Origin of the sequence: Dokdonella koreensis DS-123 (assembly GCF_001632775.1) — a bacterium.
Lineage (GTDB): Bacteria > Pseudomonadota > Gammaproteobacteria > Xanthomonadales > Rhodanobacteraceae > Dokdonella > Dokdonella koreensis.
Genome location: NZ_CP015249.1, coordinates 510,864 through 536,979 on the forward strand (window position 1 = coordinate 510,864; position 26,116 = coordinate 536,979).

A 26,116-nucleotide genomic window follows, 5' to 3' on the forward strand; every position below is an offset into this window, starting at 1 on the left:
CGGGGGGCGTGCTGCGGGCGTGGTCAGGCGGGGGCGAGCGCCAGGTGGTCGGCGATCGGTCCCAGCACCAGGGCCGGCATGAACTGCAGCAGCGTGAGAATGACGATCACCGCCACCACGGTCAGCGCGAAGGTGGGGGTCTCCACCTGCAGCGTGCCGGCCGACTCGGGCGAGGGCCGCTTGCGGGCGAGGCGGGCGGCCACCACCAGCGGCACGATCAGTGCCGGATAGCGGCCGAGCAGCAGCACCAGCACGCAGCTGAGGTTCCACCAGGGCGTCGCATCGCCCAGGCCCTCGAAGCCCGAGCCGTTGTTGGCGAACGCCGAGGCGTACTCGTAGAGCACCTGGCTGACGCCGTGGAAGCCGGGATTGGAATTGCCGGTGATCGCCGGCACCGCCAGCGTCAGCGCGGTCAGGCCGAGCACCACCAGCGGCTGCAGCAGGATCAGCAGCGCCAGCAGGCGGACTTCGCCGGCCTCGATCTTGCGGCCGAACAGCTCCGGTGTGCGCCCGGTCATCAGGCCGGCCAGGAACACGCTGAGCAGCAGGTAGACCAGGAACTGCTGCAGGCCGCAGCCGACGCCGCCCCAGATCGCGTTGACCAGCATGTTGGCCAGCGCCACCAGCCCGGTCAGCGGCGCCAGCGAGTCGTGCATGGCGTCGACCGAGCCGTTGTTGACCTGGGTCGTCAGCGTGGACCACAGCGCCGAGGATTCGGCGCCCAGCCGCGTTTCCTTGCCTTCCATCAGTGCGGCATCGGCGCGCGTGGCCGAGTGCGCCTCGGACCAGAACGCGGCGCCGGTGGAGGCGGCCGACATCAGCAGCATGCAGCCGAGCACCAGGCCGGTGAATTTCCGCCGGCCGGTGAACGGACCGACCATGAAGACGATCGAGACCGGGATCAGCACGATGCCGAGCAGCTCGATCAGGTTCGACAGCGGTGTCGGGTTCTCCAGCGGGAACGCGCTGTTGGGGCCGTACCAGCCGCCGCCGTTGGAGCCGAGCTGCTTGGCGGCGACCATCGGCGCCACCGGGCCGAGCGGTATCTTCTGGGCGGCCATGCCGGCGCTGGCGTCGATCGGCGTCGCGACCGGCCCGGCCGCCAGGGTCGACGGCACGCCCTGGCTGGTCAGCAGCAGCGACCAGGCCAGGCACAGCGGCAGCATGAAGCGCACCGTCGGGCGGATCACGTCGGCCCAGTAGTTGCCGACGTCGACCTCGGGACGGTCGCCGGCATTCCCGCCGCGCGCCGCGCCATCGGCCGCACGGCCGCCGAACAGGGCGCGCAGCGTCGCCGCCACCAGGGCCAGGCCCATCATCGGCGTCACCACCTGCAGGCCGACGATGCCGGTCATCTGCGACAGGTACGACAGCTGCGCCTGGCCCGAGTAGTGCTGCTGGTTGGTGTTGGTCAGGAACGACACCATCGTGTGCAGCGCCGTGTCCCAGCGCAGGTTGGGAATGCCGTCCGGGTTGAGCGGCAGCCACGCCTGGGTCATGAAGATCAGCCAGGTCGGCAGGCCGACCGCCAGGTTGCTGACCAGGAACGCGAGCGCGTAGCCGCGCCAGCTCATACCGTGGCGCGGGTCGGTGCCGAGCGCCGCGTAGAGCGGCCGCTCGATCCAGCCGAACACGCGGTCGCCGGGCAGCGGGCCGCCGCGCATCACGGCGGCGAGGTAGCGCCCGAGCGGCCAGCCGAGGCCAAGCGCGAGCGCGAAGACGAGCAGGGCTTCGATCATGATCGGATCTCGCTCAGAACGTGTGGGGTCGCAGGATCACCAGCAGCAGATAGGTCGCCGCCAGGATCACCGCGATGCCGCAGACAACCGCCAGCCAGTCGGCCATCGTCGTGTCCTTCAGAAGGTGGCCTGCACGGCCGCTTCGATGCGCGTGCCGGCAAGGTCGGGAAACAGGCGCTTGGCCGCCGTGTCGGTGGCGTGCGCGCTGAGGCGCAGCTCGAACGGCGCCTTGAACGCCCACACCGCGCTCAGCAGGCCGTGCGCGTAGCCGTCGTCGTAGGCGTCCAGGTCGTACCAGCCCGCGGCCGCCTCCAGGCGGAAGGTCTCGGCCAGCGGCCAGCGCGCGCCGAGCTGCAGGTAGGTGCCGGCGTCGCCGCTCGCCAGCGCGTCGTTCGAGCGCGCCACCTGCAGCCACCCGATCCCGCGCCAGGTCAGCGTCGCATTGGCCTCGGTCCAGTTCAGGTCGAGCGTGGTCGAGGGGTAGCGGTAGTGGGTCAGGTTGACGTCCAGCGCCCAGTCCGCGGCCAGTGCGCCGCTCCAGCCGACGACGGCGTCGAACTCGCTGCTGGCATGGGTTTCCGGGGCGAACTCGACGTTGGAACCCCACAGCGAGGCGTACCAGCCGCCGTCGCCGGCCAGGCGCAAGCCGGCCTGCACGGCCGGGTCGCCCTGGGTCTGCGAGGTTCCGCGCCAGACGTAGTCGCTGGTCAGCGCCGCGTTGCCACCGAACGTGAAGGCCAGGGCCGGGGCCGACGCCGGGACGAGCAGGACGGCGGCCAGTACGCGCTGCCGCCGGAGTAGAGAAAAGGACATGGACCGATCGCAGTCGACATGGCCGGATGGCCACGGCGTCAGTGTCGGTGCGAGGCCCGTAAAGGCACCATGCCGGTGCCGGCGCCGCGCCGTAAATTCGGCGTAACCGATGCGCCCGCGCGGGGACGGCGGTGGAATGCCGGGCGATACGCGACGGCGCGGATCACCGCGGCGGTGATGGTGCGGCCGGCGCTACCGCCGCAGGGCTCTCACGTGCGCGTGGATCGCTCGCGCCGCACGGGACCTGGCGCCGCGTGCGTGGCGCCCCTCGCCGGGGCGCCGCGCCGCAGTGGCGGAAGTGTCAGTGGCGGAAGTGGCGCACGCCGGTGAACACCATCGCGATGCCGGCCTCGTCGGCCGCGGCGATCACTTCCTCGTCGCGCATCGAGCCACCCGGCTGGATCACCGCCACGATGCCGGCCGCGGCCGCGGCGTCGATGCCGTCGCGGAACGGGAAGAACGCATCGCTGGCCATGACGCTGCCGGGTACCGCGATGCCGGCCTCCTCGGCCTTGAGCGCGGCGATGCGGGCGCTGACGACGCGGCTCATCTGGCCGGCGCCGATGCCGACGGTGTGCTGCCCGCGCGCGTAGACGATCGCATTGGACTTGACGAACTTGGCGACGCGCCAGGCGAACAGCAGGTCGTCGGTCTCGGCCGCCGTCGGCGCGCGCCGCGTGACCGTGCGCAGCTCGCTGCGCTGCACCTCGCGCACGTCGGCGGTCTGCATCAGCAGGCCCGAGCCCACGCGCTTGACGTCGACGTTGTTGCGGCCCTCGCCGTGGGCGATGGTGATGACGCGCACGTTCGGCTTCTTCGCGCAGAGCGCGAGCGCGGCGGCGTCCACCGCCGGCGCGATCAGCACTTCGACGAACTGGCGGTCGAGGATCGTCTTGGCGGTGGCTGCGTCGAGCGGCCGGTTGAACGCGATGATGCCGCCGAAGGCGGACGTCGCGTCGGTGGCATAGGCCTGTTCGTAGGCCTCGCCGATCGACGGCGCCTGGGCGACGCCACAGGGATTGGCGTGCTTGACGATGACGCAGGCCGGCGCCTCGAACTGGCGCACGCATTCCCAGGCGGCGTCGGCATCGGCGAGGTTGTTGTAGCTCAGTTCCTTGCCCTGCAGCTGCCGCAGCGTCGCCAGCGTGCCCGGCACCGGCCACAGGTCGCGGTAGAACGCCGCCTGCTGGTGCGGGTTCTCGCCGTAGCGCAGGTCCATGACCTTGACGAAATTGCCGTTCTGCTGCGTCGGGAAGGCGTCGCGGCCGCCGGCCTCGTTGATCGAGGACAGGTGGTTGGCGATCGCCGCGTCGTACTGCGCGACGCGATTGAACGCAGCCACCGCGAGCGCGAAGCGCGTCCCGGCCGACAGCGCGCCGCCGGCGGCGTCGAGTTCGGCGAGCAGGGCGGGGTATTGCGCCGGGTCGGTGGCCACCGCGACGTGCGCGAAGTTCTTCGCCGCCGCGCGCAGCATCGCCGGGCCGCCGATGTCGATGTTCTCGACGACCGTCTCGAAGCTGCTGGCCGGATCGGCCGAGACGCGCTCGAACGGATAGAGGTTCAGCACCAGCAGGTCGATCGGGGCGATGCCGTGCTCGGCCATCACCGCATCGTCGGTGCCGCGGCGTCCGAGCAGGCCGCCGTGGACTTTCGGGTGCAGCGTCTTGACGCGGCCGTCCATGATTTCCGGGAAGCCGGTGAGTTCGCTGACGTCGCGCACCGCAAGTCCCGCCTCGCGCAGCGCACGGGCGGTGCCGCCGGTGGACAGCAGCTCGACGCCGCGCGCGGCCAGGCCGCGGGCGAGATCGATCAGGCCGGTCTTGTCGGAAACGCTGAGCAGCGCGCGCCGTACGGGCGCGGCGGAAGGGTCGGACACGGCAGCATCCCGGGCGGAAAAGGGGGCGCGCATTATAGCGGCGCGTCTCCCGCTGCGTGCGGCCCGAGGGCCGCTCAGCTCATGCCGTACTGCTGCAGCTTCTTGCGCAGGGTCGCGCGGTTGATGCCGAGCGCGGCGGCCGCCTTGCTCTGGTTGCCGCCGTAGCAGGCCATGACCTCGTGCAGCAGCGGAATCTCCACCTCGCGCAGCACCAGCTCGTGCAGCCCTTCACTGGGCTGGGCATCGACATCGGAGAGGTAGCGTCGCACGGCACGCGCGACACATTCGCGCAGCGCCGGCTGCAGAGAGGAACCCGGCGTCGTTTCGACACGCAGGACGGAGACGGCATTCACGGCGGCAGACCCTGGAGACAATGAAACGGAACATCCTTGGCACCGCCGAAGCACGACCCCGGAGGAAATCGCACCGCGTACGGGGCGGGGATTCTAGCGCCTGGCGCCTGCCTTGGTAAGTCCCGCTGCCGGTTCCGACCGTCCCCCTCGTCACCGGTGCCGGCGCATGCGACGCTAGCGGCCCGTCCCGCACGTCCCTCGCCGATGTCCGCATCCGCTCCCGGTTCCCCCGGTCCGCTGCACGGCGAAGGCGCCCTGGTCCGGGCGATGGGGCCGGTCGTGCTGACCGCGGCGATCGTCAACATCATCGTCGGCGCCGGCATCTTCATGCTGCCGGCCCTGCTGTTCACGCGGATGGGCAGCGCCGCGCCGCTGGCGTTCCTGGCCGGCGCGGTGGCGATCGTGCCGATCGCGCTGTGCTTCGCCGCGATCGGCAGCCGCGCGCTCGCGACCGGCGGACCCTATACCTATGTCGGCGTCGCCTTCGGCCCGTTCGCCGGTTTCCTGGCCGGCGCGCTGGCCTGGATCTGCAACCTCGCCTCCAGCGCCGGCGTCGCCGCGGCGCTGCTCGGCCAGCTCGCGCACTTCGTGCCGTCGCTGGCGGCGCCGGTGCCGCGCGCGGCCGTACTGGTGCTGGTCTACGGACTGCTGGTCGCGCTCAATGCCTTCGGCATCCGCCTGGGCGCACGGGCGATCCTGGCGCTGGCCACGCTCAAGCTGACGCCGCTGTTCGTGCTGGCCGCGATCGGCCTGCTGCTGGTCGGCGTCGACGGGGTGGACTGGATCGCGATTCCGTCATGGAGCGCGCTCGGCACGTCGATGGTGCTGGTGATGTTCGCGTACTCGGGCATGGAGACGGCCTTGATCCCGTCCGGCGAGGTGCGCGATCCGGCGCGCCACGTGCCGCGCGCCACACTGGCCGCGATCGTGCTGGTGGTGCTGCTCTACGTCGGCATCCAGGTGGTCTGCCAGGGCGTGCTCGGCGGCGATCTGGCCGGCAGCACGGCACCGATCGCGGCGGCGGCCGGTACGTTGTGGACGCCCGGCTACGGCCTGCTGCTGGCGACCGCCTGCGTATCGATGGCGGGGTTCCTGATGGGCAACCTGCTCGGCTCGTCGCGGTTGCTGTTCGCGCTCGGCCGCGACGGCTGGCTGCCGTCCGCGTTCGGGCGCGTCAGCGCGCGCCATCACGTGCCGCTGCTGGCGATCCTGGCCCACGGCGCGATCGGCTGCGCGCTGGCGATCGCCGGCAGCTTCGAGACCCTCGCCTTGATCTCCGGCGGTGCCAACTGCCTGCTCTACGTGGGCGTCGCCCTGGCTGCGTGGCAGGCGCAGCGCAAGGACCTGCGCGAGCGCGGTGCGCCGTTCGTGCTGCCGGGCGGGCCGCTGATCCCGCTGCTGGCGGTGCTGGCGATGGCGGCGATCGTGGCGACCCTGACGCAGGCGGAGTGGCTGGCGATCGCGCTGGCGCTGGCCGGGCTGGTGGTCGTGTACGCCGCGCTGCGCGGGCTGCGGGCGCGGCGCCGCGGCTGAGCATCCGGTTCCGGCGCAGGCGCCACGCGGTGCCTTGCGCGGGCGCCCGCCGCAGCCACCGGCCCATGCACGAGAAACAGGCAGCGCAGGGCGGTGATGGAAGCGCCGTTGCGGTCGTTCACCGTTGCCCGGCGGGCGGCAGTGCCGGTCCGATCACCAGGGCACCGGGCTCGATCGCGAGGTCGGCCGGGATCGGACGCTCCCCGGCCAGTGCCCGGGCGTTGTCGAGCGCCCTGCGCCAGGCTTCGGCCTGGCGCAGGGCGCGATACAGACGCACCTGCACCACCGCGGCGTCGTAGCTGCGCGACGCGTAGCGATCCAGGCGGCCGGCGACCGGCACCGCACGCGTGATGTCGCCGCGTGCCAGCAGCGCCGTGGCGTAGGCGATCGCGACCTGCGCGATGTCCGCCGGCACGCCTTCCTGGCCGGCCGCGGCGAGCGCGGCACCGTAGCGGTCGTCGGCCTCGTCGAAGCGGCCTGCCCGTTCGGCCTGCCCGGCCTCGACCAGCCGCAGGCGGGCGGTGAAGCTTCGATCGTCGGCATGGCGGGCCCACTCCGCCAGCGCCGTCGCCGCGGTCGCCGCCTCGGCGTCGCGGTCGAGCGCATGCAGGGCGCGAATGACGGTCTCCCAGCACTCCAGCCGGTTGCCGGCGAACTCGCGCGCGGTCAGGCGTTCGATCAGGGGCTGGACCAGCCCGAGCGCGACCTCGGGCTGCCCGCGGGCGAGCGCGATGCGGGCGCGCTCGTTGGCGACGGTGGCAGCCAGTTCCAACTGCTGCTCCAGGTCGGGCGCGCGGGCCAGCGAGTCCAGCCGTGCTTCGGCCTCGCGCCATTGGCCCACGTCCGCCAGCGCCTGCGCACGGCGGACCTCGACGAGCTGGGTCGACTCGACGTTGGCGAGGTGGCCGAGCAGGGCCAGGCTGCGTTCGCTCGCGGCCAGCGCCTGGTCGGGTTGCAGCAGGGCGCGGTGCGCCACCACCTGGTTGGTGAGCGCAATCGCCAACTCGCTCGACGCGCCGAACGGCCGGAAGTGGGCTTCGGCCCGCACGAAGCTGGCGAGCGCCTCGGCGGGCTGGTTGCGGATGCCGCTGAGGGCGCCCTCGTTGAGCTCGACCAGCGCGATGCCCAGCGTGTCGCCGGCCAGCTGCAGCGCGATCCGCGCCTGCGCCAGGTCGGCCAGTGCCTCGTCGGCGCGGCCCAGCCGCGCCCGCGCGACGCCGCGGCGCATGAAGCTCTTGCCGATCAGGGCCGGTGCATCGTGCCCTTCGAGCAGCGCGAGGGCTTTCGTCGCGCTGTGCTCGGCCTCGGCGGCACGGCCCAGCCGGACCTGGACCGCGGCCGTCAACGCGACCGCGCGGGCGTGCACCAGGACATCGGACTCGGCCGGCAGGCCGTCCAGCAGGTCCTGCAGTGCCGCGGCGGCGGCCTCGTTCTGCCCGGCCGTGAAATCCACCTCGGCCTGGCGCAGGCGCAGCGCCGGGCGTGTGCGCATCGCTTCCGGAACGTTCCGCAGCAACTGGCGCGCGCTGTCGAGATCTTCCACCAGCACGGCGGCATCGATGCGCGACAGCCATTCTTCGAGCGCATCGGGTGGCGCCGCGGCAGCATCGGCCGGTGCGCCGAGCGTCGCCAGCAGCTGTGCGGTGGCCAGGCCCGCCGCGCGGATCGCATCGTCGGCCTGTCCCTGGAACTCGCGCGTCTCGTGGCCGTGCGCGCGCAGCTGCAGGCGCACGATCCATCCGGCGTCGGCCTTCAGGAACGTGGATGCCACGATCCAGCGCGGATGCAGCGCAGCGTGCACGGCGTCGGCCAGCGCACGCGGGTCGGGCGCCGCCTGGGCGAGCGCGATGACGTTCTCGCTGGGAATGACGATCTGCCCGGCGCCGCGCAGGCGCCCGGCGATCAGTTCCATCGCGCCCAGCCGCAGCCAGTCCCATTCCGCCGTCGCGTCGACCCGGGCCGGCGTGATCGCGATGGTACGGCCGGTGGCGACGACGGGAGCGGGGGCGGCAGCGACGGGCGTCGGGTCGGCCTGCCGGCCGTTGTGCACCGTCCATCCGAGGGCGCCGGCGGCCACCAGCAGCAGCGCCAGGACGATCAGCGGCACCCGGCGCGCGGCCGGGGCGACCGGCACGGGCGCGGGGTCGGGCGCGGGGTCCGCCGGAAGCGCCGCATCGGTGTCGTCCTCGACGGTCTCGGCGACCCAGCGGTAGCCGAAGCCCACCACGGTGCGGATGGCCAGCTGCGCGTCGCCCGAATCGCCGGCCGCCCGCCGCGCCCGCAGCACGACCTGGCCGAGTTGGGTATCGGCGATGTCGGCCCGGCCCCAGACACTGGCCATCAGCTCGTCACGCCCGACCGCGCGGTCGCGATGCTCGATCAGGTAGGCGATGCAATCGAATACGCGCGGCGACACTTGCAGCAAGCGCCCGTCGTCGCGCAGCTCGCGTGTCGCAAGATCGATGACATGGGTGCCGAAGCGAAGACGTCGTGCCACCGCCGGAAGGGTAAGCGGTGGGCCGGCGCCTGACCAGGGCGAGGCCGGCCGGCGTGCCGCCGGTGGCGGTCGCGCCTGGCTGGGCGGCGCCCGGTGGGCCTGCCACCGGCGCGCGGCCCGGCTGCGCGGCGGCCGGCCGGGAACGCCCGAAAAACGCGTCGTAAACGGGATGAAAACACCCGGTGAAAGCCGGCAGGCCGGTTCCTGCCATTGTGGATGGACACGGCAATGCGGCGCGCAGGACGCGTCCGGGCCGGGCGGCCCGGCGGCCTTTGCGTGTTCGTCGAGGCCAGCTGCCTTGGCATGCACCGCGCCCCGGGCGTCGATGCGCGGCGCATTCGACGCTGATGCGGCCCCGATGCCGGCGCCTGCGCAGGGCCGTTCGCTCGGGCCGGCCGGCGGTGGTGGTGCGACCGGGCCGGCGCCCCGGCCGTTCGCGGGGTGCAGCGCCCGCCGCGCAGGTTTCGAGGATCGGTCCGGGGTGGGCGCGTTTCCTCGGCGCGGGTGCAGCGATCGCGGTGTGCGGTCGGGGTGAGCGAGACGTGCAGGGACGCCAGGCGGTTCAACGACATACCAATAAGAAGGCGATTGACATGAAATCGATGAGGCAAGCCCGCCGGTACGGGGTTCGTGGTGCCATTCTCCTGGTCTGGTTCAGCGTCGCGGCCGCGCCGTCCGGAGCGGTCCTGGCCGCCAGCGGGTCGGTGCCGTTCGCGATCGACCAGCTGGAGAACCAGAAGATCGTCGCCAGCGACGGCAGCGAGCTTCAGCGCTTCGGCGAATCGGTGGCGCTGGCGGGTGACACGGCCATGGTCGGGACCAACGACACCGTGACGGGACGCAGCGCGGTCTACGTCTTCCGGCGGTCGGCCGGCAGCTGGACCGAGGTGCAGAAGCTCCAGGCCTCGGACGGTGCGGCCGGCGACCAGGCCCGGTTCGGTGCTTCGATCGCGCTCGACGGCACGACCGCGCTGATCGGCGCGGACAACGCGACGGTCGGCGGCAGCGCCGGCCAGGGCGCGGTCTACGTCTTCACCGCCAGCGGCGGGCACTGGACCCAGGTCGCCAAGCTCACGGCGGCGGACGGTGCGGCGGGCGACGCCTTCGGCAACGCGGTGGCGCTGTCGGGCGGGGCGGCGCTGATCGGCGCCCACAAGGCCCAGACCAACGGCCATGCGCGCGGCGCGGCGTACCTGTTCACCGGAGCGGGCGGAAGCTGGTCGCAGACGCAGAAGATCCGCGGCGTGGACACGCGCAACGGTGACGCCTTCGGCTGGCGCGTGGCCTTCGCCGAGGACAGCATCATCGTCAGCGCGCAACTGGCCTTCATGGACTTCCCGGGCGCGCTGTACTTCTTCAAGCCCAGCGATACGGGCTGGGTGCAGAAGCAGAAGGTGATCGGCGAGCTGTACTCGAACCTGGGGCAGTCGCTGGCGGCCAATGGCAACCGGCTCGTCGCCGGCGCGCCCACGCTCGGCACGGAAGGCGTCATCTACGTCTACACGCAGATCGACGGCGTCTGGCGCCGCTCCCACACGATCGCCTCGCCCGAGGGTGAGGAATTCGCCAGCTTCGGCTACTCGGTCGGTATCACCGACACCGCGATCGTCGCCAGCGCCACGGCGGCCAACGTCAACGGCCAGTCATGGGCCGGTGCGGGCTACGTCTTCACCGAAGCGAACCAGGCCTGGCGCTACGACCAGAAGCTGATCGCCAGCGACGCGACCTCGAACGACTCGCTCGGCACGACGGCGGCCATCGACGGCACGACCGTGCTGCTCGCCTCGGGCGTCGCCAGCCCCGGCGGCCAGTTCCTGCAGGGCGCCGGCTATTTCTTCACGGCCCTGACCGGCACCCGCCAGCCGGCCGCGACGGTCGCGCCCGACCCGTTGGCGACGGCCGTGACCGAAGGCGCCTCGCGCGCGCTGGCGCTGACCGTCACCAATACCGGCAGCGCGACCCTGGACTACAGCGTTGCGGAAGGCGGCTGCGAACGGCCGGGCGACATCGCCTGGCTGACGCTGGCCGCGACCTCGGGCAGCCTCGCGCCCGGCCGCGCCGGCCAGGTGGCGGTCCTCGCCGATGCGGCCGCGCTGGGCCAGGGCCTGCACACGGCCACGCTGTGCGTGCTGACCAACGACCCCGCACGCGCGACGATCGACGTGCCGGTCGAGCTGACCGTGACGCCGCCGGACGCGCCGACGCCGGCGATCCAGGTGACGCCGGTCAGCCTCGACTTCACCGTAGCCAGCGGTGCTTCCGCGTCCCGGCCGCTGACGATCGCCAATGGTGGCGGCGCCGACCTGGACTACAGCCTGGACCAGCATGCCGCCACGGCGCTCCCGCCGAGCTATGCCGCCGCCCGCCTGGCAGCGGCGCAGGTCGCCACCGGCGAGCGGCCGAGCCTGCACCGCGCCGTGCGCGTCGCGTCGATTCCCGCTGCGGGCGTTCCTGCAGTCCTCGGTGACTGGGCGATCTCGCAGATGGCGGACAACACGCCGGGCGACGAGGGACTGGCCTGCGGCGTGGTGGGCAAGAACACGGCCGACAACAGCTGGTGGCGGCGGTTCTACTTCGGCGAGCACCCGCAGGTCGGCCGGCGTGCCGGCATCACCAGCGTGACCGTCTCGTCCGGCAGCATGGGCCCCAATGGCCTGCCGATCACGATCAACCTGTACACGATCGCGCATTCGGTCCCGGCCGACACGATCCCGACCAGCGCGTTGACCCTGATCGGGACCGGCAGCGGCACGATCGACAGCGGCCTGGTGTCGGTGACGATCCCGGTGTCCGGCACGATCGATGACACGGCGGCGCTGGACCTGGTGGTCGAATACCACACGCCGGGTATCGGCAACTGGCTGGGCCTGTTCTTCCCCGGCGCCAATGCGACGCCCGAGACGCACCCGACCTTCATGTCCTCGGTGGCCTGCGAGCTCGAAGAGCCGATCGATGCGGCCAATCTGGGCCTTCCCAACTTCCATCTGACGATGATCGTCAACCTCGGCGACGTCGTGCCGCCCGGCTGCCAGCAGGCCAGCCAGATCCCGTGGCTGAGCCAGACGCCGGCAAGTGGCCGGGTCGCCCCCGGCGCCAGTGCCGAGGTGACGGTCACCGCCAACGCGGCGGGCCTGGCGGCCGGTGCGTATGCAGCGAACCTCTGCGTCAACAGCAACGATCCGGCCAACGCGCAGGTCGCCGTTCCGGTCAGCCTGGTGGTGGAACCGGCCACGCTGAGCGATGACCTGTTCTGCGATGGATTCGACGCGCAGGGGAGCGGCTGTCGCCCCCTCGCGAACGATCGGTGACGGTACTCGCGATCATCGGCGCTCCTTCCCGTGCGTGTGCGCGGGAAGGAGTCTGCGAAACACAAGGTTCTTCACCCGTTCGCGGGAAACAATCGGCTGCCGTTTTCGTCGCTGTCGGTGCTGCTCTTGCTCTTGCTCTCGCTGTTGGCGCCTAAAGCGAGCCGAGCATCGCAGGCCGGCCAGGCCGCAGAGCTGCCCCGTGTCTGAGCGAAGCGAGTTGGGGCAGCGTGCCTGGCTGGCCGAGAAGCGCAGGGGACCGGCGCGGCGCAGCCGTGCCGGCTCGCGCCGGCGACCACGGTTTTGGTTACTTTTGCCAAGACAAAGAATTTCCTGGAGAAATTCTTGACGTCGCGCAGCGACGGCCCGAAGGGCGGCGGCCAGGGATGGCTGCCGCAAAAGTGACCCGCGCGCGCAGCGTGCGGAAGCTGTTGCTCTCAGCTTGCGCCGTGGCTTTTTCGATGAGATCACAGGCGAGAAAAGAGCAACATCCAGAGCTTTCGTCCACTGCGCGGCCGAGTCCCTTTTGCGGCAGCCATCCCTGGCCGCCGCCCTCCGGGCCATCGCTGACGCGATGTCAAAAATGTCTCCCGGACATTTTTTGACGGGCCAAAAGGAACCAAAACCCCTCTGCCCGGCGCAAGCCGATCCGGCTGCGCCGGACCGCTCCCCTGCGCTTCTCAGACGACGAGGCACGGCGCCCCAACTCGCTTCGCTCAGACACGGGGCGCCTCTGCGGCCTCGTCGCCCTGCGATGCTCGGCTTGCTTTAGGGCGAAAAAGCCAAGAGCCAAAGCCAAAGCCAAAGCCAAAGCCAAAGCAGGGGCAGGGGCTGAAGCGGTCCGCCTGCCCTCGACGGCGCGTCACGGTCGTGGCGGTCAGAACGTGGACAGTCCGGTGGCTTCGCCGAAGCGGTAGAGCAGGCGGCGCCAGGTCGAGTCGTCGGCAAAGGCGGCGTAGGGCAGGCTGACGCGATGGCCGGCGGCATTGGTCCAGCTGTCCTCGAAATATGCAGCGGCGTGCTGCAGGGCCGGTTCGCCGGCGTCGCCGAGCAGGCGCACATCGGTTTCGAGGTTGTAGTCGTCGAGGTTGCGGCGGGTGTAGTTGGCCGAGCCGAGGATCAGCTCGCCGCGGCCGTCGCCCCGCGTGTGCAGCAGCAGCTTGGCATGGCATTGCTCGCCGTGCGTGTCGCACCAGCGGACCGGTACGCCGGCGGCGTGCAGCTCGGCGGCGACCTGGCGATTGGGAATGCCGTTCTTCTCGCGGCCGAAGGCGTCGCGGTTCGGATCGAGCAGCACGCGCAGGGCGACGCCCCGGCGGTGCGCGGCAAGCGCGGCGCGCACCAGGCCGCGATGCGCGAAATAGAACACGGCGATGTCGATGCGGTCGCCGCGGGCGGCCGTGGTGAGGCTGGCGAGCAGCGCGTCGCGGATGCGGCGCTCGGTCAGCACCTGGACCTGCGTCGACGTGGCGTCGATGGGATCGGCCGGCGGCACGGCCGGCAGCGGCAGCGCGAGTCCGGCCTGCTCGAGCAGCGGCCGCTCGCTGTGCAGCAGGTCGAGCGCGGCGGCGCCGCCGAAGCGCAGGGCGACATTGCCGTGGGCGCTGCTGCCGTCGTGCGGATTGGCCGAGGTGACCAGTGCGGTCCAGCCGGCGCCTTCGTCCACGACCAGGGTCTTGCGGTGGTTGGCGCGGAAGTTCAGCAGGGCCAGGTAGCTGCGCAGGCTGACGTGGCCGGGCCCGAACGGATTGGCCAGCCAGCCGCCGTCCGGGTCATTGCCCAGGGCGGCGCAGCACAGGTGCCACAGCCCGCTCCACAGCGGATTGGATGCGCGCAGACGGCGCAGGTCGGTGATCGCCACGTGCACGCCGGCCGCTTCGAGTGCGTCCAGCTGCGGTGCGCGCAGGCCGCCATAGACGGTGTTGACCGGGTCGGTAACGACGACGATGCGCAGCGCAGGCACTTCGCGCTGGCGGCGGATCAGCACGTCGGCCAGCTGCGAGCTCAGCGGCCGGTAGGCGGGACCGTCGGCGCCGGTGAACGCATTGAACAGGAACATGTCCACCACGATCAGCTGGCGGGCCTGCGCGATCAGGGCGAAGGCCTCGTCGAAGATCGCCTGCTCGCTGCGGCGCACGCCGTGCAGGTCGAGATAGGTCCGGTCGGCCAGGAAACGTATGTTGGTCGCCGGCCGCAGCGGGCCGGCCAGGGCGAGGCCATCGGGGAGCGGCTTGCCGGCCTGCCAGGCCGCCGAGCCGATCCAGGCGGCCAGCACCACGGCGAAGGCGAGGCGCAGGCGGCGGCGGAACGGCGAGGCGGCGGACATGGGGACTCCCGGTGGCGGCACGACGCACTGGACCTGCGTGGTCCGCGGCTTCCCGGGGCGACGGATGGCAGGCGCCCCATTCTAGGGGGCGCCGGGCACATCCGCCGGCCTTCGTCGCCGTCGCGGCGGTTCGGTTGCGCGGACCGCCGCGGGCGCGGCGCAGCTGCCGTCAGCGGATCCGGATCGGGCGCCCGCTGGGATCGTAGGCGTAGTCGACGATCCGCGCCGGGAATCCGGTGCCGGCCGTGGTCTCCAGGTGCAGGTAGCCGTAGCAGGTGCCACCCGGCGCCGCGCATCCGAAGCGGAAGCCGAGGTAGCCGCTGCCGCCGCCACTCCACAGCGTGCTGCCCGGGTCGGAGACGGCCGAGTAGACCGCGGCGGGCCCGACGGTGTCGCCCCGCTCCAGCACGCGGTATTCGGCGCTGGCCGGATGGAGGGCGACACCGGCCTGCGGCGCGAGGCCGGCGCCCGGCCACCAGAACGCCAGGCGGCGGCCGTTGAAGTAGGCGTTGAAGTGGGCGTCGATCCGCTCGCCGTCGGCGACCTCGCCGCGCGTCCAGTGGATCGAGGTGCCGGCGCGATCCTGCGCGATCGGATGATCGACCGGTCCGGAGAAGACGACGCCGGCCGTGGGCGGGGCGGTCGTTCCGCCGCAGCGGTTGCCGCCGCCGGCCTCGAAATCGTGGCCGAAGATGCAGTCGGTGCGGGTCACCGCCAGTGTCACCGGGACCTCGATGCGCGCGCGCTGCGGGTCATTGGTGGTCATGCACAGCAGCGCGTGGTGCTCGCCGACGGCAAGGCCGCCGCTGCGCACGTCCAGCGCGACCGGGCGCAGGTCCAGCGGCGCGACCACGCCGCCGGTGGCGCCGAGCGCCAGCCACGGAATCGTCGCCGGATCGTCGCAGGCCAGCGGCTCGACCGGCTCCGAAACCGCATAGGCGACCAGGATCAGGTGCATGTCCGGACGGCCGAGGCTCGGCAGCGGTGCCGGATTGGTGATGCCGCAGGCCGGCGCCATCATGAAGCCCGAACGGGTTTCCGGTGCCGGCGTCGAGCCGATGAAGAAGCGGCTGCCGGTGGTGCTGCCGTCCGGAGCGGCCACTTCCACGACCAGGTCGGTGGCGGTGGTATCGGTCACGGCCCCGGTCACCGGCACGTGGACCGTCTGCAGCGCGGTACCGGCGGCGATCGTGGTGCCGGCGCTGCCGATCAGCGTGAGCTGGCCGAGCGGTATCGCGTCGGCGGGCGTAGCGGCCGGCACCGTGTACAGGTTGACCGTCAGCGCGATGCCGTTGCTCGACTCGACGCCGACGTCGACGCCGGCGATGTCGGCGCGCGCGCCCACCGCGGGGTGCTCGGCGAAATGGAAGCGGCGGTAGTAGCTGCTGGCCGAGGTATGCGCGGTCGAGCCGCAGGCGATCGAATTCATCGCGGCCGGCGTCTGGTCCTGCGTCTGCGCCAGCGGCAGCGCACCGGCCGGCGGCGCGCCGGCCGGTGCGGCGGCGGCCTGCGTCGGCGCAAGGCCGCTGGCCTGGAACGCGCCCGGGATGGACGCATCGGTCTTGGCCGGCGTCGGCCCGTACGGCAGCGGCCAGCGCGCCGCCGCGGTGTGCAGGTCGAAGGTCAGCGGCGCGTTGCCACGGTTGCCGACCAGCATCGCATCGGCGAGATGCGTGCCTTCGGTGGCCTCGAAGCGGAAGCTGGCCGGTGTGACGTCGGCGATCGGCTGGCGTTCGGCCACGCGCAGCCGGACCGGTACCTCGATCGGCGTATGGCCGCCGATGTCGTTGCTGGCCACGCACAGCAGGGCCGAATGGACACCGGGCGTCAGCCCGGCGCTGTCGACGCTGACCGTCGCGGTGCTGGTCTGGCCGGCCGCGGTCGCGCCCGCTTCGGGCGTGACGCGCAGCCACGGGATGTCGGTCGGGTTGTCGCAGCCGGGCACCACCGGCGTCTGGTCGTCGACGTTGACGACCAGGATGAGGCGCATGTTCGGGAAGCCGAGGCTGGCGACGCGGGTCGGCGCGTCGATGTCGCACGCGGGCGCCATCATGAAGGTGGCATGGGTCTCCGGCGAGCGCGTCGATCCGATGTAGAAGAAGCCGCCGTCGTCGATGCCGCTCGGCGCGACGATCTCGACCACCAGGTCGTAGGCCGCGGTGTTGGCGACGACGCCCTGCACCGGCACGCGCAGCGAGGACAGCGCCGAGCCGCCCAGCGCGTAGGCGCTGCCCGTGCCGATCAGGGTCAGGCCGTCCAGCGGGATCGTCTCCGGCGTGGTCGCCGCGGGCAGCGTGTAGAGATTGACGGTCAGGTTCTTGCCGGTGCTCGACTCGACCGCCACGTCCACGCTCTGGATCGTGACGGCGGCGCCGATCTCGGGGTGGTCGCGGAAGTAGAAGCGACGGAAGTAGCGGTTCTCGGTGGTGTACAGCTCCGGCTCGTAGCAGGCGGCCGAGTTCCGCACCACCGGCGTGAGGTCGGTCGTCTGCGACAGCGCGAGGCTGCCGCGCGCCGGCGTCGGGAGCGCGGACGCGGTGCCGGCCGGCGCCGCCTGCTGCGCGGCCGCCAGGCGTGCGGTCGCGGAGGCGGCCACGGGCGCGGACAGCGCCTCGTGGCGGGCGGCGGCGCTGGCGTGGAGCGTCCATTCGAGCAGGCCGGTGCCGGTATTGCCGATCGTCAGCAGGCCGGTGCCGCTGTCGCCCTTGTCGACGTCGAACGAGAGCGTGCCCGGCGTCACCGTGGCGACCGGCATCATCGCGCTGTCGACGAAGCGGACCTCCACCGTGCAGTGGGCGACGACGGGGGCCGTGGTGAACGTGGCGCCGGTGCGGCTGCCGCCGCAGCTGCCGCCCGTGCTGAGGACCTGGAAGCCCGGATCGGGCGTCAGTGTGAACGTGGCGGTCTGCCCCGGCACGACCTCCTGCGGCAGCGCCGGGTCGATCCGGCCGCCGGCGTTCGCCGTGGGCGTGACCCGGTAGCGCGTGTTGGCGACGTCCAGTTCGTAGGCGCCGATGTCGGCGGCGGCGCCCAGTTCACGCGGGAAGCCGCTGCCGCGCTGGTCGAACGCCAGTGCGGAGGGATTGGTGCCCGCGTCGAGTGCGGGACTGTCGAAGCGCAGCTCGTGCGTCGGCGTCGGGCCGCCGTTGTCGGCCAGCGGCAGCAGGCGCGGATCGGCGGTCAGCGTGTCGGCCGGCAGCGTCACCGTGGCGTTGACGCTCTGCACCAGGTTGTGGCTGCCGGTGACGATCGTCATCAGGCTGCTCTGCTCGGCGCCGGCGATGTCGCGCCCGGCCGGTGCCTGGTTGGCGGCGACGATCGCGCTGTGCATCGTGACGGTATGGGTCGGATAGGTGGCGATGTGCAGCAGGCCGCCGCCGTTGCCGTGGCTGGTATTGAACGCGATCGTGCTGTTGGCGATGTTCAGCGGCGCCCACAGCGACAGGCCGCCGCCGGAGACCGGCGGCAGGCCGGCCGGCACGTCGGCCGCCGTGGTGCCTTCGCGCAGCAGGCCGGCCCGGGCCGCCGCCAGTTCGCCGGCAGTGGTCGAGCCGCTGCCGAAAGCCAGTTCCGCCCGGTTGCCGCTGACGGTGCTGTTGACCACCACGGACGGTACCGCCTGGTTGCTGGTGCTGTGGATGCCGCCGCCGTAGACCTGGCTGGAGCCGGCGGCGCGGTTGTCGTAGACGCTGCTCTCGGTGAGGGTGAGCACGCCGTTGGCGCCGTAGAGTGCGCCGCCCATGCCGACCACACCGCCCGACACGCTGTTGCCGTACAGCCGGCTGCGCGTGACGGTCAGGTTGAGGTTGGCGAGGCCGGCGCCGCCCTGGGCGCCCTGGCTGATGCTGACCGCGTGGTTGTCGCGCAGCACGCTGTCGGTCACCGTCAGGCTGGCATGGGCGAACACCGCGCCGCCGAGCACTGCGCTGCCGGTGCTGACGTTGCCGTAGACCTCGCTGCGCAGCAGGTGCAGATTGCCCTTGCCGAAGCTGAAGCCGTTCATCGCCATCAGGCCGGCGCCGGCCACCTGGCCGGTCGGCGCGTACAGGATGCCGCGGTTGTCGTGGACGACGCTGTCCTCGGCGCGGATGTCGCCGATGTAGGACAGCACGCCGCCGCCGTACTGGGCCGTGCAGTCGTGCAGGGCGACGTGCCTGAGCGTGACGTTGTCGATCGCGAACACGCAGCCGCCGACGCCGGGCAGGCCCAGCACGTTGGTCGGCGGCGAGCGGCCGTGGCTGACGGTCAGGCCTTCCAGGGTCAGCGTGCCGGAGCGGAAATTGAAGAGGACGTAGTCGCTGTCGGTGCCCTGGATCGCCAGCCGGTCGGCACCGGGGCCGGTGAAGGTCAGGTCGAACGCCGGGCCGCTCGGGTTCACTTCATCGATGGTGCCGATGACCACCGGGCCCTGGGTGAGCGCGATCGCCGGGCAGTCGAGCCCGCTCAGATCGATCACGTCGCCGTGCTGGGCGGCCGCGACGGTGCTGCGCAGGCTGCCGGGGCTGCCGTCGTCGAGGCAGTGCGTGACCGTCCGGGTCGCCGCGAAGACCGGCGCACAGGCCGTACAGAGGAGGACCGCCAGGGCGGCGGCGAACAGCGAGCGAAGGCAAGCGGATCTCATCGGGCGACCTCGGATAGGGCAGCGGATGCACCGGCGCGATCGCCGGCACATGACGGCCGAATCTAGCCGCGCCGCGCGCCGCTCATCTCGACCGTCCCTTGCCGTTTCCTTTTCGCTCGCTACAAGCGGCTGATTCGCCTGGTTTCACCGCTTCGGCGCGCTGGCCTGGGCGGTCCTCTCCAGCGTGCCCGGCCAGCCGGACGGCAAGCGCGCATTGAGCGGCGGCCGGTCCAGCGCGGGCGGGATCGTGCGTTCGCCGGCCAGCGCGCGGGCGCGGGCCAGTGCCAGCCGCCAAGGCTCGACCTGGCCGAGCGCGTGATAGAGCCGCGCCTGCTGCAGCGCGCACTCGTAGTCGCGATCGGCCCAGGCGGCGGTCTGGCCGATCACGCGCGCGGCCTCGGCCAGGTTGCCCGACTCGATCAGCACGCTGCCGTAGGCGCCGGCGATCTGCGCGACGTCGGCGGGCGTGGCCAGGCGCGTGGCGAACGCGAGCGCGGCCTCGAAGCGGGCGTTCGCGTCCGGGCGCTGCTCGATCGCGGCCTGCTCGGCCTGGGCCAGCTCGGCCAGGACGACGATGGCCGGATCGTCCCGATCGGCGGCCCAGGCCGCGAAGGCCTGCTGTTCGGTGGCGGCCTCGGCAGCGGCGCCCTGGCCCCGCAATGCATGGACCCGCGTCAGCCAGCCGATCGCCCGGTTGCGCGCCGGCATCGGTGCCGCCAGTTCGGGCCGGGCCAGGTGCGCCAGCGCCTGGGCCGCCAGCGTGGCGGCCTGTTCGGGCCGTGCCAGCGCCAGGGCCAACTGCGCCTGGTTGACCAGGGCGCCGGCATAGACGTCGGGCACCTTCTGCGGATCGAGGCTGGCGACCAGCGCGTCGAGCACCTGGCCGGCTTCCTCCAGCCGCCCGTTGGCGAGCAGGGCGCGCGCCTCCTGGCGCGTCAGCAGCTGGCGCTGGCGCGTGCTGTCCAGGCGCTCGGCCTGCGCGTGGGCATGACGGGCGACGGTCAGTGCCTGGTCGGGCTCCAGCAGGACCAGGTGCATGTGGATCTGGTTGCCGAGCGCCGCCAGCAGGGTTTCGCTGGGTGCGAAACGCTCCAGCCGCGGGATCGCGCGTCCCAGCAGCGTCTGCGCCTCGGCATAGCGGCGGCGCAGGATCAGGCTGGCTGCCTGGTTGGCCTCGACCCGTGCCAGTCCCAGCGTATCGCCGGCGAGCTCGAGCGCCACGCGCGCCTGCGCGAAATCGCTGTCGGCGGCATCGTCCTGGCGGGCCATCGTGTGCAGCGCGGCCCGGCTGGTCAGCGCGCGGCCGTAGATCAGCGGCTGGTCGTTGCTGCGCGCCAGCTGGACCAGCTCGTCGAGCCGCGCCAGCGCCGCGTCCGTCTGCTGGACCTGGGTCAGGATGACGACCAGGCCGTGCAGCGCGTCGCCGTGCGTCCACACGTCCAGCGGGGCCTGCGCCGGATTGTCGAGCACGGCCTGGAACAGCGTGCGGGCGCGATCGATGTCGCCGCCGACGCGCGTGATCTCGGCCAGGCGCAGCAGCAGCGGCGGCTGCGCCTGCAGGTCCGGCGGGGCGGACTCGATCAGGCGGCGCGCGGATTCGTAGTCGCGGCCGTAGATCGCCGCGTCGATGCGCGACACCAGCACGTCGGCCCCGGGCGGCTCCCGGTTGCGGACGTCGGCCACCTGCGGCTGGCCCAGCAGTACCAGCAGCCGGTCGGTGGCCGCGCGTGCGCTGATCGCCGCTTCGTCGGCATGGGCTTCCACTTCGCGCGCCGCGCCGTCGCGATCGGACAGATCCAGGTGCAGTCGCCAGCCGCCGGCGATCCGCCGCAGCGACGGGACGACCACGTAGCGGACGCCAGTGGCCGCCTGCACGGCGGCCGGATCGGCAGCCACGGTTCCGTTGCCGGTCAATGCCAGCACGTTGTCGGCCGGGATGACGGTCAGTCCCGATTCGCGCAGCCGCGATCCGATCAGGTCCATCAGCCCGAGGCGCAGCCAGTTCCATTCGCTGTCGGCCGCCGCGTCGACGCTGACCGGCAGGACGGCGATGCCCTCGATCCGTCGCGGCGCCGTGGCGGCGTCCGTCGCGGCCGCGTCCGGCGGCGCGGTGTCCGGTGCCGGCGCGACCAGTGCCAGGCGCAGCGCGACCGCCAGGGCGACGCCGGCGGCCAGGACGGCTCCGACCAGCACCCACGGCCGCCGCGGCGGTGCCGGATCGCGTGCCGGCGCCGGCGTCCGCGCGGCGTCCGCGGCCTCCAGCGCCTCCACCGGTTGCACCTCGGCGACCCAGCGGTAGCCGAAGCGCGGGATCGTCCGGATGATCTCCTGGTCGCTGCCGCTGTCGCCGACCGCGCGGCGTACCTTGCGGATCAGCTGGTCGATCTGGGCATCGGTGACGTCGGTCCGGCCCCAGACCGCTGCACTCAGTTCGTCGCGGCCGACCGCCCGTTCGCGGTGCTCGAGCAGCCAGGCCAGGCAGTCGAACATCCGCGGCGACAGCACCAGCAGCCGGCCGGCGCGGTAGAGCTCACGCGTGGCCGGATCGATGCGGTAGGCGCCGAAGCGCAGGATGGGAGGGGCGGCGGACATCGGCCGCAGTGTAGCCGGCGTGCCGGGTGGCTGCAGGACGCTCACGAAAGCGTTCGTGCAACGGACGGCGCCCGTTGCGGGGCCGGAACCGCGGCGCGCGTGCGCCGCCAGCGGCGGGCGTCACCGCGGCCGGGTGCCGGTCGCCGGTCCGGCTCAGGGGGCCGTGCCGGTCCGCGGCCGCGGTGGGTCGGACGCGCCCGGGCGCCGCGCGTAATGCTGTGCGATCACCGCGCAGGCCATCAGCTGCAACTGATGGAACAGCATGATCGGCAGCACGATCATGCCCAGGCCCGGATGGCCGGCGAACAGGATCTTGGCCATCGGCACGCCGGTGGCGAGGCTCTTCTTGGTGCCGCAGAAGACGATCGTGATCTCGTCCTCCTTGGCGAAGCCGAGCAGGCGGCTTCCCCAGGTCGTGAGTGCCAGCATCAGCGCGAGCAGCAGCACGACGCAGGCGAGCACGGCCAGCAGCGACGGCGGCGGCACCTGGCGCCAGAGACCTTCCGCGACCGATTCGCTGAAGGCGACGTAGACCACCAGCAGGATGGTGCCGCGATCGGTATAGGCCAGCAGCCGGCGCCAGCGGGCCACCCAGGCGCCGATCCAGGGCCGCAGCAGGTGGCCGGCGACGAACGGCACCAGCAGCTGCAGCACGATGTCGCCGATCGCCTTCACCGGCGAGCCGGTGCTGCCCTGCGCGGCGACCAGCAGCGCGACCAGCAGCGGCGTGGCGAACACGCCGAGCAGGTTCGACGCCGACGCGCTGCAGACCGCGGCGGGCACGTTGCCGCGCGCGATCGCCGTGAACGCGATCGACGACTGCACCGTGGACGGCAGGCAGCACAGGAACAGCAGGCCCAGCGCCAGGTCGGCCGGCAGCAGCGTACCCGCCAGCGGCCGGAAGGCCAGGCCCACCAGCGGGAACACGACGAAGGTGGTCAGCAGCACCACCAGGTGCAGCTTCCAGTGCAGCAGGCCGGCGATGATCGCATCGCGCGACAGGCGCGCGCCGTGCAGGAAGAACAGCAGCGCGATGCCGGCGATCGTGAGCCGGTCGAAGAACACCGCGGCGCGTCCCTCGCACGGCAGCAGCGAGGCCAGCGCCACGGTGGCGATCAGGGCCAGGGTGAAGCCGTCGAACAGCGTGCGCAGCAGTTTCATCGGGGGCGCGGCAAGGGCGGGCGGCCGTGCATCGCGCGGCGGCGGCATGGCGGGAACGCGTGCGTGGCCGTGCCGGCCGGGGCGCGGCGTGGCCGGCGTGCGTCGGCATGCGGCGGGGACGGCCCGAAGGACGGCATCCGCGCGTCGCCGGCGCGGTCAGGTACGGTCATTGTCTGGTCCGGCAACCCGGCGTCGGTCGCGCAACTTACCCTGTCTTCGCCATCGCGGCCAAGGACACCCCGCTGCGTGAAGGCCCCGGCGCCGCGCGACGCGGTGCCGGGGCGGCGATCCGGTCCGGCGGGCCATCACGCCGCCGCCGGGCATGACGGCGATTGACTTTGGCCGTCTAGACGGCCACCATCCACGCCGTCGTGGTTTTCATCTTTTTATCCGAATAGAAAGATGAAATGAAAAGGGAAGCCGGTGCGAATCCGGCGCTGCCCCGCAGCGGTATGTGGAAACGACCGCCGTTCCATGCACTGGAGCCCCGGCTCCGGGAAGCGACGGCCACTAGGCGGGCCCCCCGGCCCCTGTCCACGAGCCCGAAGACCTGCCTCGGCCGGAAGGCGCCTGCCTTTCGTTTTCGACCTGGGGCCTCCGCGGGGAGGCGTCACGGGCATGACGTGCCGCGCACGCAGCGCAGCGCGTGTCGTCCCTGCGCGCCGCGTCCTGCGGCGCCGGATGCGTCGTGCCCGCGCGCCCACCGTGCCGGCTCCGGATCGCCCGTGGGGGCGAAGGTCGCCGGCGTGGCGGTTCCGGTTCGCAAGCCGGAGGTTCCGGTGCGCCGTTTCCTTCGTTCCTCTGTGTATCGCATTCGCACCTGCACACGAGGAATTGCAACGATGACCACTGTTACTTGCCTGGGTTTTCCCCGCATCGGGGCCAAGCGCGAACTCAAGCGTGCGCTGGAGGCGCACTGGCGCGGCGAGGTATCCGCCGAGGAGCTGGCCGCGACGGCGGCGCGGCTGCGCCGCCGTCACTGGGCGCTGCTGAAGGAGGCCGGCGCCGACACGGTGCCGTGCAACGACTTCTCGCTGTACGACCCGATGCTCGACACCGCATTCGGATTCGACGCGATCCCGGCGGCGGCGCGCCCGCTGGCCGATGCCGACCCGCTGGCCGGCTACTTCGCGCTGGCCCGCGGCGTGCAGCGTGACGGCATCGACCGTCCCGCGCTGGAAATGACCAAGTGGTTCGACACCAACTACCACTACCTGGTGCCGGAGCTGCAGGCTGGCCAGGCGTTCGGCCTGCGCGGCGACAAGCCGCTGGCCGAATTCGCCGAGGCGCGCGCGCAGGGACTGGACGCGCGTCCGGTGCTGATCGGGCCGGTCAGCTTCCTGCTGCTGTCCAAGACCGTCGACGGCAGCGACCGCCTGGCCCTGCTCGATCGCCTGCTGCCGGCCTATGCCGAGCTGCTCGGCCGGCTCAAGGCGGCCGGCGCCGGCTGGGTGCAGATCGACGAGCCCTGCCTGGTGCTGGACCTGGACGCCGCGGCCCAGGCCGCCTATCGCCACGCGTATGCGGTGCTGGCCGGCGCCGATCGCCCGCGACTGCTGCTGGCGACCTACTTCGGCGGGCTCGGCGACAACCTCGCGCTGGCGACCGGCCTGCCGGTCGAGGGCCTGCACCTGGATCTGGTGCGTGCGCCGGAGCAGCTCGACGGCGTACTCGCCACGCTGCCGCCGGAGCGCGTGCTGTCGCTCGGCCTGGTGGACGGCCGCAACATCTGGCGTGCCGATCTCGATGCGGCACTGGCGCTGGCACGCCGTGCGCGCGACCGGATCGGGGCGGAGCGCGTGTGGCTGGCGCCGTCGTGCTCGCTGCTGCACGTCCCGGTCGATGTCGCGTCCGAGAACGGCCTCAACCCCTCGCTGCGCAGCTGGCTGGCCTTCGCGCGCCAGAAGATCGAGGAACTGCGCGTCATCGCCGATGCGCTGGACGGCAGCGAGGCGGCCGACGCCGCACTGGCCGCGGCGCGGGCGACGCTGACCGCGCGGCGCCTGTCGCCGCTGGTCCACCGGGCCGAGGTCGCCGCCCGCGTCGCCGGAATCGACGCGGCGCTCAGCCGGCGCCGCTCCGACTACGCGACGCGCCGGGTCGAGCAGGCACGACGCCTGGGCCTGCCGCCGTTCCCGACGACGACGATCGGTTCGTTCCCGCAGACGGGCGAGGTCCGCGAGGCGCGTGCGCGCAACAAGGCCGGCACCTTGCCGGACCGCGACTACGAGGCCTTCCTGGAGGCGCAGACCGAGCAGTGCGTGCGCATCCAGGAAGCGATCGGCCTGGACGTGCTGGTGCACGGCGAGTTCGAGCGCAACGACATGGTGGAGTACTTCGGCGAGCAGCTCGACGGCTTCGCGTTCACGCGCAACGGCTGGGTGCAGAGCTACGGCTCGCGCTGCGTGAAGCCGCCGATCATCTACGGCGACGTCCGGCGTCCGCAGCCGATGACGGTGCGCTGGTCGGCCTATGCGCAGTCGCTGACCACGCGGCCGATGAAGGGCATGCTGACCGGTCCGGTGACCGTGCTGCAGTGGTCGTTCGTGCGCGACGACCAGCCGCGCGCGCAGACCTGCCGGCAGATCGCGCTGGCGCTGCGCGAGGAGGTGCTGGACCTGGAGGCCGCCGGCATCGGCGTGATCCAGATCGACGAGCCGGCGCTGCGCGAAGGCCTGCCGCTGCGGCGCGCCGAGTGGGATGCCTACCTGGCCTGGGCGGTGGAGGCGTTCCGCATCAGCGCCGCGGGCGTGGCCGACGCGACCCAGATCCACACCCACATGTGCTACTCGGAGTTCAACGACATCATCGACGCGGTGGCGGCGATGGACGCCGACGTGATCTCGATCGAGACCAGCCGCTCGCGCATGGAGCTGCTCGACGCGTTCGCGCGCTTCCGGTACCCGAACGAGATCGGCCCGGGTGTTTACGACATCCATTCCCCACGCGTGCCGTCGGAAGCACAGATGCTCGACCTGCTGCACAAGGCCCTGGCGGTGCTGCGGCCCGAGCAGCTGTGGGTCAACCCGGACTGCGGCCTGAAGACGCGCGGCTGGACCGAGACGCGGACGGCGCTGGAGGCGATGGTGGCGGCGGCACGCGCATTGCGTGCCGGCCTGCCGGTGCCGGCGGCGGTGGCCTAGGTCGGGATGCGTCCGCGGCGCCGGCCGGAGTCCGGTGCCGCGGAGACGGCCGGTTGCAACGGAATGCCGATGGCAGGGCAGGGTGCCGCCCTGCCGTCGGCGGCCGAGGCCGGCGCGCCGCTTCGATGCGCGAGCCGGCAGTGGCCGGGCCGGTCGT

13 protein-coding genes and 1 riboswitch are annotated in these 26,116 nt (G+C 72.4%); of the genes, 3 read left to right on the forward strand and 10 right to left on the reverse strand.

Going from position 1 to position 26,116, the window contains the following annotated elements:
• Positions 1–23 precede the first annotated feature (23 nt).
• The 5 genes from kdpA to I596_RS02015 all read right to left on the reverse strand — a co-directional run bounded on the left by kdpA (position 24) and on the right by I596_RS02015 (position 4,781).
• The gene (gene kdpA / locus I596_RS01995) at positions 24–1,739 is read right to left on the reverse strand and encodes a potassium-transporting ATPase subunit KdpA (protein WP_067643436.1); all 1,716 of its coding nucleotides are present in this window, start codon (positions 1,737–1,739) and stop codon (positions 24–26) included.
• 13 nt (positions 1,740–1,752) lie between these two features.
• The gene (locus I596_RS02000) at positions 1,753–1,845 is read right to left on the reverse strand and encodes a potassium-transporting system small peptide KdpF (protein WP_067643439.1); all 93 of its coding nucleotides are present in this window, start codon (positions 1,843–1,845) and stop codon (positions 1,753–1,755) included.
• Positions 1,846–1,856: 11 nt separating this feature from the next.
• The gene (locus I596_RS02005; RefSeq protein WP_067643442.1) at positions 1,857–2,552 is read right to left on the reverse strand and encodes a TorF family putative porin; all 696 of its coding nucleotides are present in this window, start codon (positions 2,550–2,552) and stop codon (positions 1,857–1,859) included.
• Between the two features lie 301 nt (positions 2,553–2,853).
• Positions 2,854–4,428: a bifunctional phosphoribosylaminoimidazolecarboxamide formyltransferase/IMP cyclohydrolase gene (purH, locus tag I596_RS02010; RefSeq protein WP_223303899.1), complete on the reverse strand. Its 1,575-nt coding sequence runs from the start codon at positions 4,426–4,428 to the stop codon at positions 2,854–2,856.
• Between the two features lie 74 nt (positions 4,429–4,502).
• Entirely contained in the window at positions 4,503–4,781 is a 279-nt protein-coding gene (locus I596_RS02015) for a helix-turn-helix domain-containing protein (protein ID WP_067643448.1), read from the reverse strand.
• A 204-nt stretch (positions 4,782–4,985) separates the two neighbouring features.
• Here I596_RS02015 and I596_RS02020 point away from each other — a divergent pair, with 204 nt between their 5' ends.
• Entirely contained in the window at positions 4,986–6,314 is a 1,329-nt protein-coding gene (locus I596_RS02020; RefSeq protein ID WP_083965300.1) for an APC family permease, read from the forward strand.
• 118 nt (positions 6,315–6,432) lie between these two features.
• Here I596_RS02020 and I596_RS02025 read toward each other — a convergent pair whose 3' ends face one another.
• Positions 6,433–8,811 (reverse strand): winged helix-turn-helix domain-containing protein, encoded by a 2,379-nt coding sequence (locus I596_RS02025; protein ID WP_067643453.1) that lies wholly within the window; start codon positions 8,809–8,811, stop codon positions 6,433–6,435.
• 593 nt (positions 8,812–9,404) lie between these two features.
• Between I596_RS02025 and I596_RS02030 the strand changes: the two genes are divergently transcribed.
• On the forward strand, positions 9,405–12,119 hold the full coding sequence (locus tag I596_RS02030) for an FG-GAP repeat protein (RefSeq protein ID WP_067643456.1): 2,715 nt from the start codon (positions 9,405–9,407) through the stop codon (positions 12,117–12,119).
• A gap of 874 nt (positions 12,120–12,993) precedes the next feature.
• Here the strand turns inward: I596_RS02030 and I596_RS02035 are convergent.
• The 4 genes from I596_RS02035 to I596_RS02050 all read right to left on the reverse strand — a co-directional run bounded on the left by I596_RS02035 (position 12,994) and on the right by I596_RS02050 (position 22,816).
• The gene (locus I596_RS02035; RefSeq protein ID WP_067643459.1) at positions 12,994–14,442 is read right to left on the reverse strand and encodes a phospholipase D-like domain-containing protein; all 1,449 of its coding nucleotides are present in this window, start codon (positions 14,440–14,442) and stop codon (positions 12,994–12,996) included.
• A 169-nt stretch (positions 14,443–14,611) separates the two neighbouring features.
• Complete coding sequence (locus tag I596_RS02040; protein WP_067643462.1) at positions 14,612–19,063, reverse strand: choice-of-anchor Q domain-containing protein; 4,452 nt, start codon at positions 19,061–19,063, stop codon at positions 14,612–14,614.
• Between the two features lie 144 nt (positions 19,064–19,207).
• Complete coding sequence (locus I596_RS02045; protein ID WP_150131971.1) at positions 19,208–21,700, reverse strand: winged helix-turn-helix domain-containing protein; 2,493 nt, start codon at positions 21,698–21,700, stop codon at positions 19,208–19,210.
• 108 nt (positions 21,701–21,808) lie between these two features.
• Positions 21,809–22,816, reverse strand: a complete 1,008-nt coding sequence (locus I596_RS02050; protein WP_067643468.1) for a bile acid:sodium symporter family protein — start codon at positions 22,814–22,816, stop codon at positions 21,809–21,811.
• 355 nt (positions 22,817–23,171) lie between these two features.
• Positions 23,172–23,388: riboswitch (cobalamin riboswitch) on the forward strand.
• Between the two features lie 270 nt (positions 23,389–23,658).
• Between I596_RS02050 and metE the strand changes: the two genes are divergently transcribed.
• A complete protein-coding gene (gene metE, locus I596_RS02055) occupies positions 23,659–25,959 on the forward strand; it encodes a 5-methyltetrahydropteroyltriglutamate--homocysteine S-methyltransferase (protein ID WP_067643471.1) in 2,301 nt (766 codons plus the stop codon).
• The last annotated feature ends 157 nt before the right edge of the window (positions 25,960–26,116 follow it).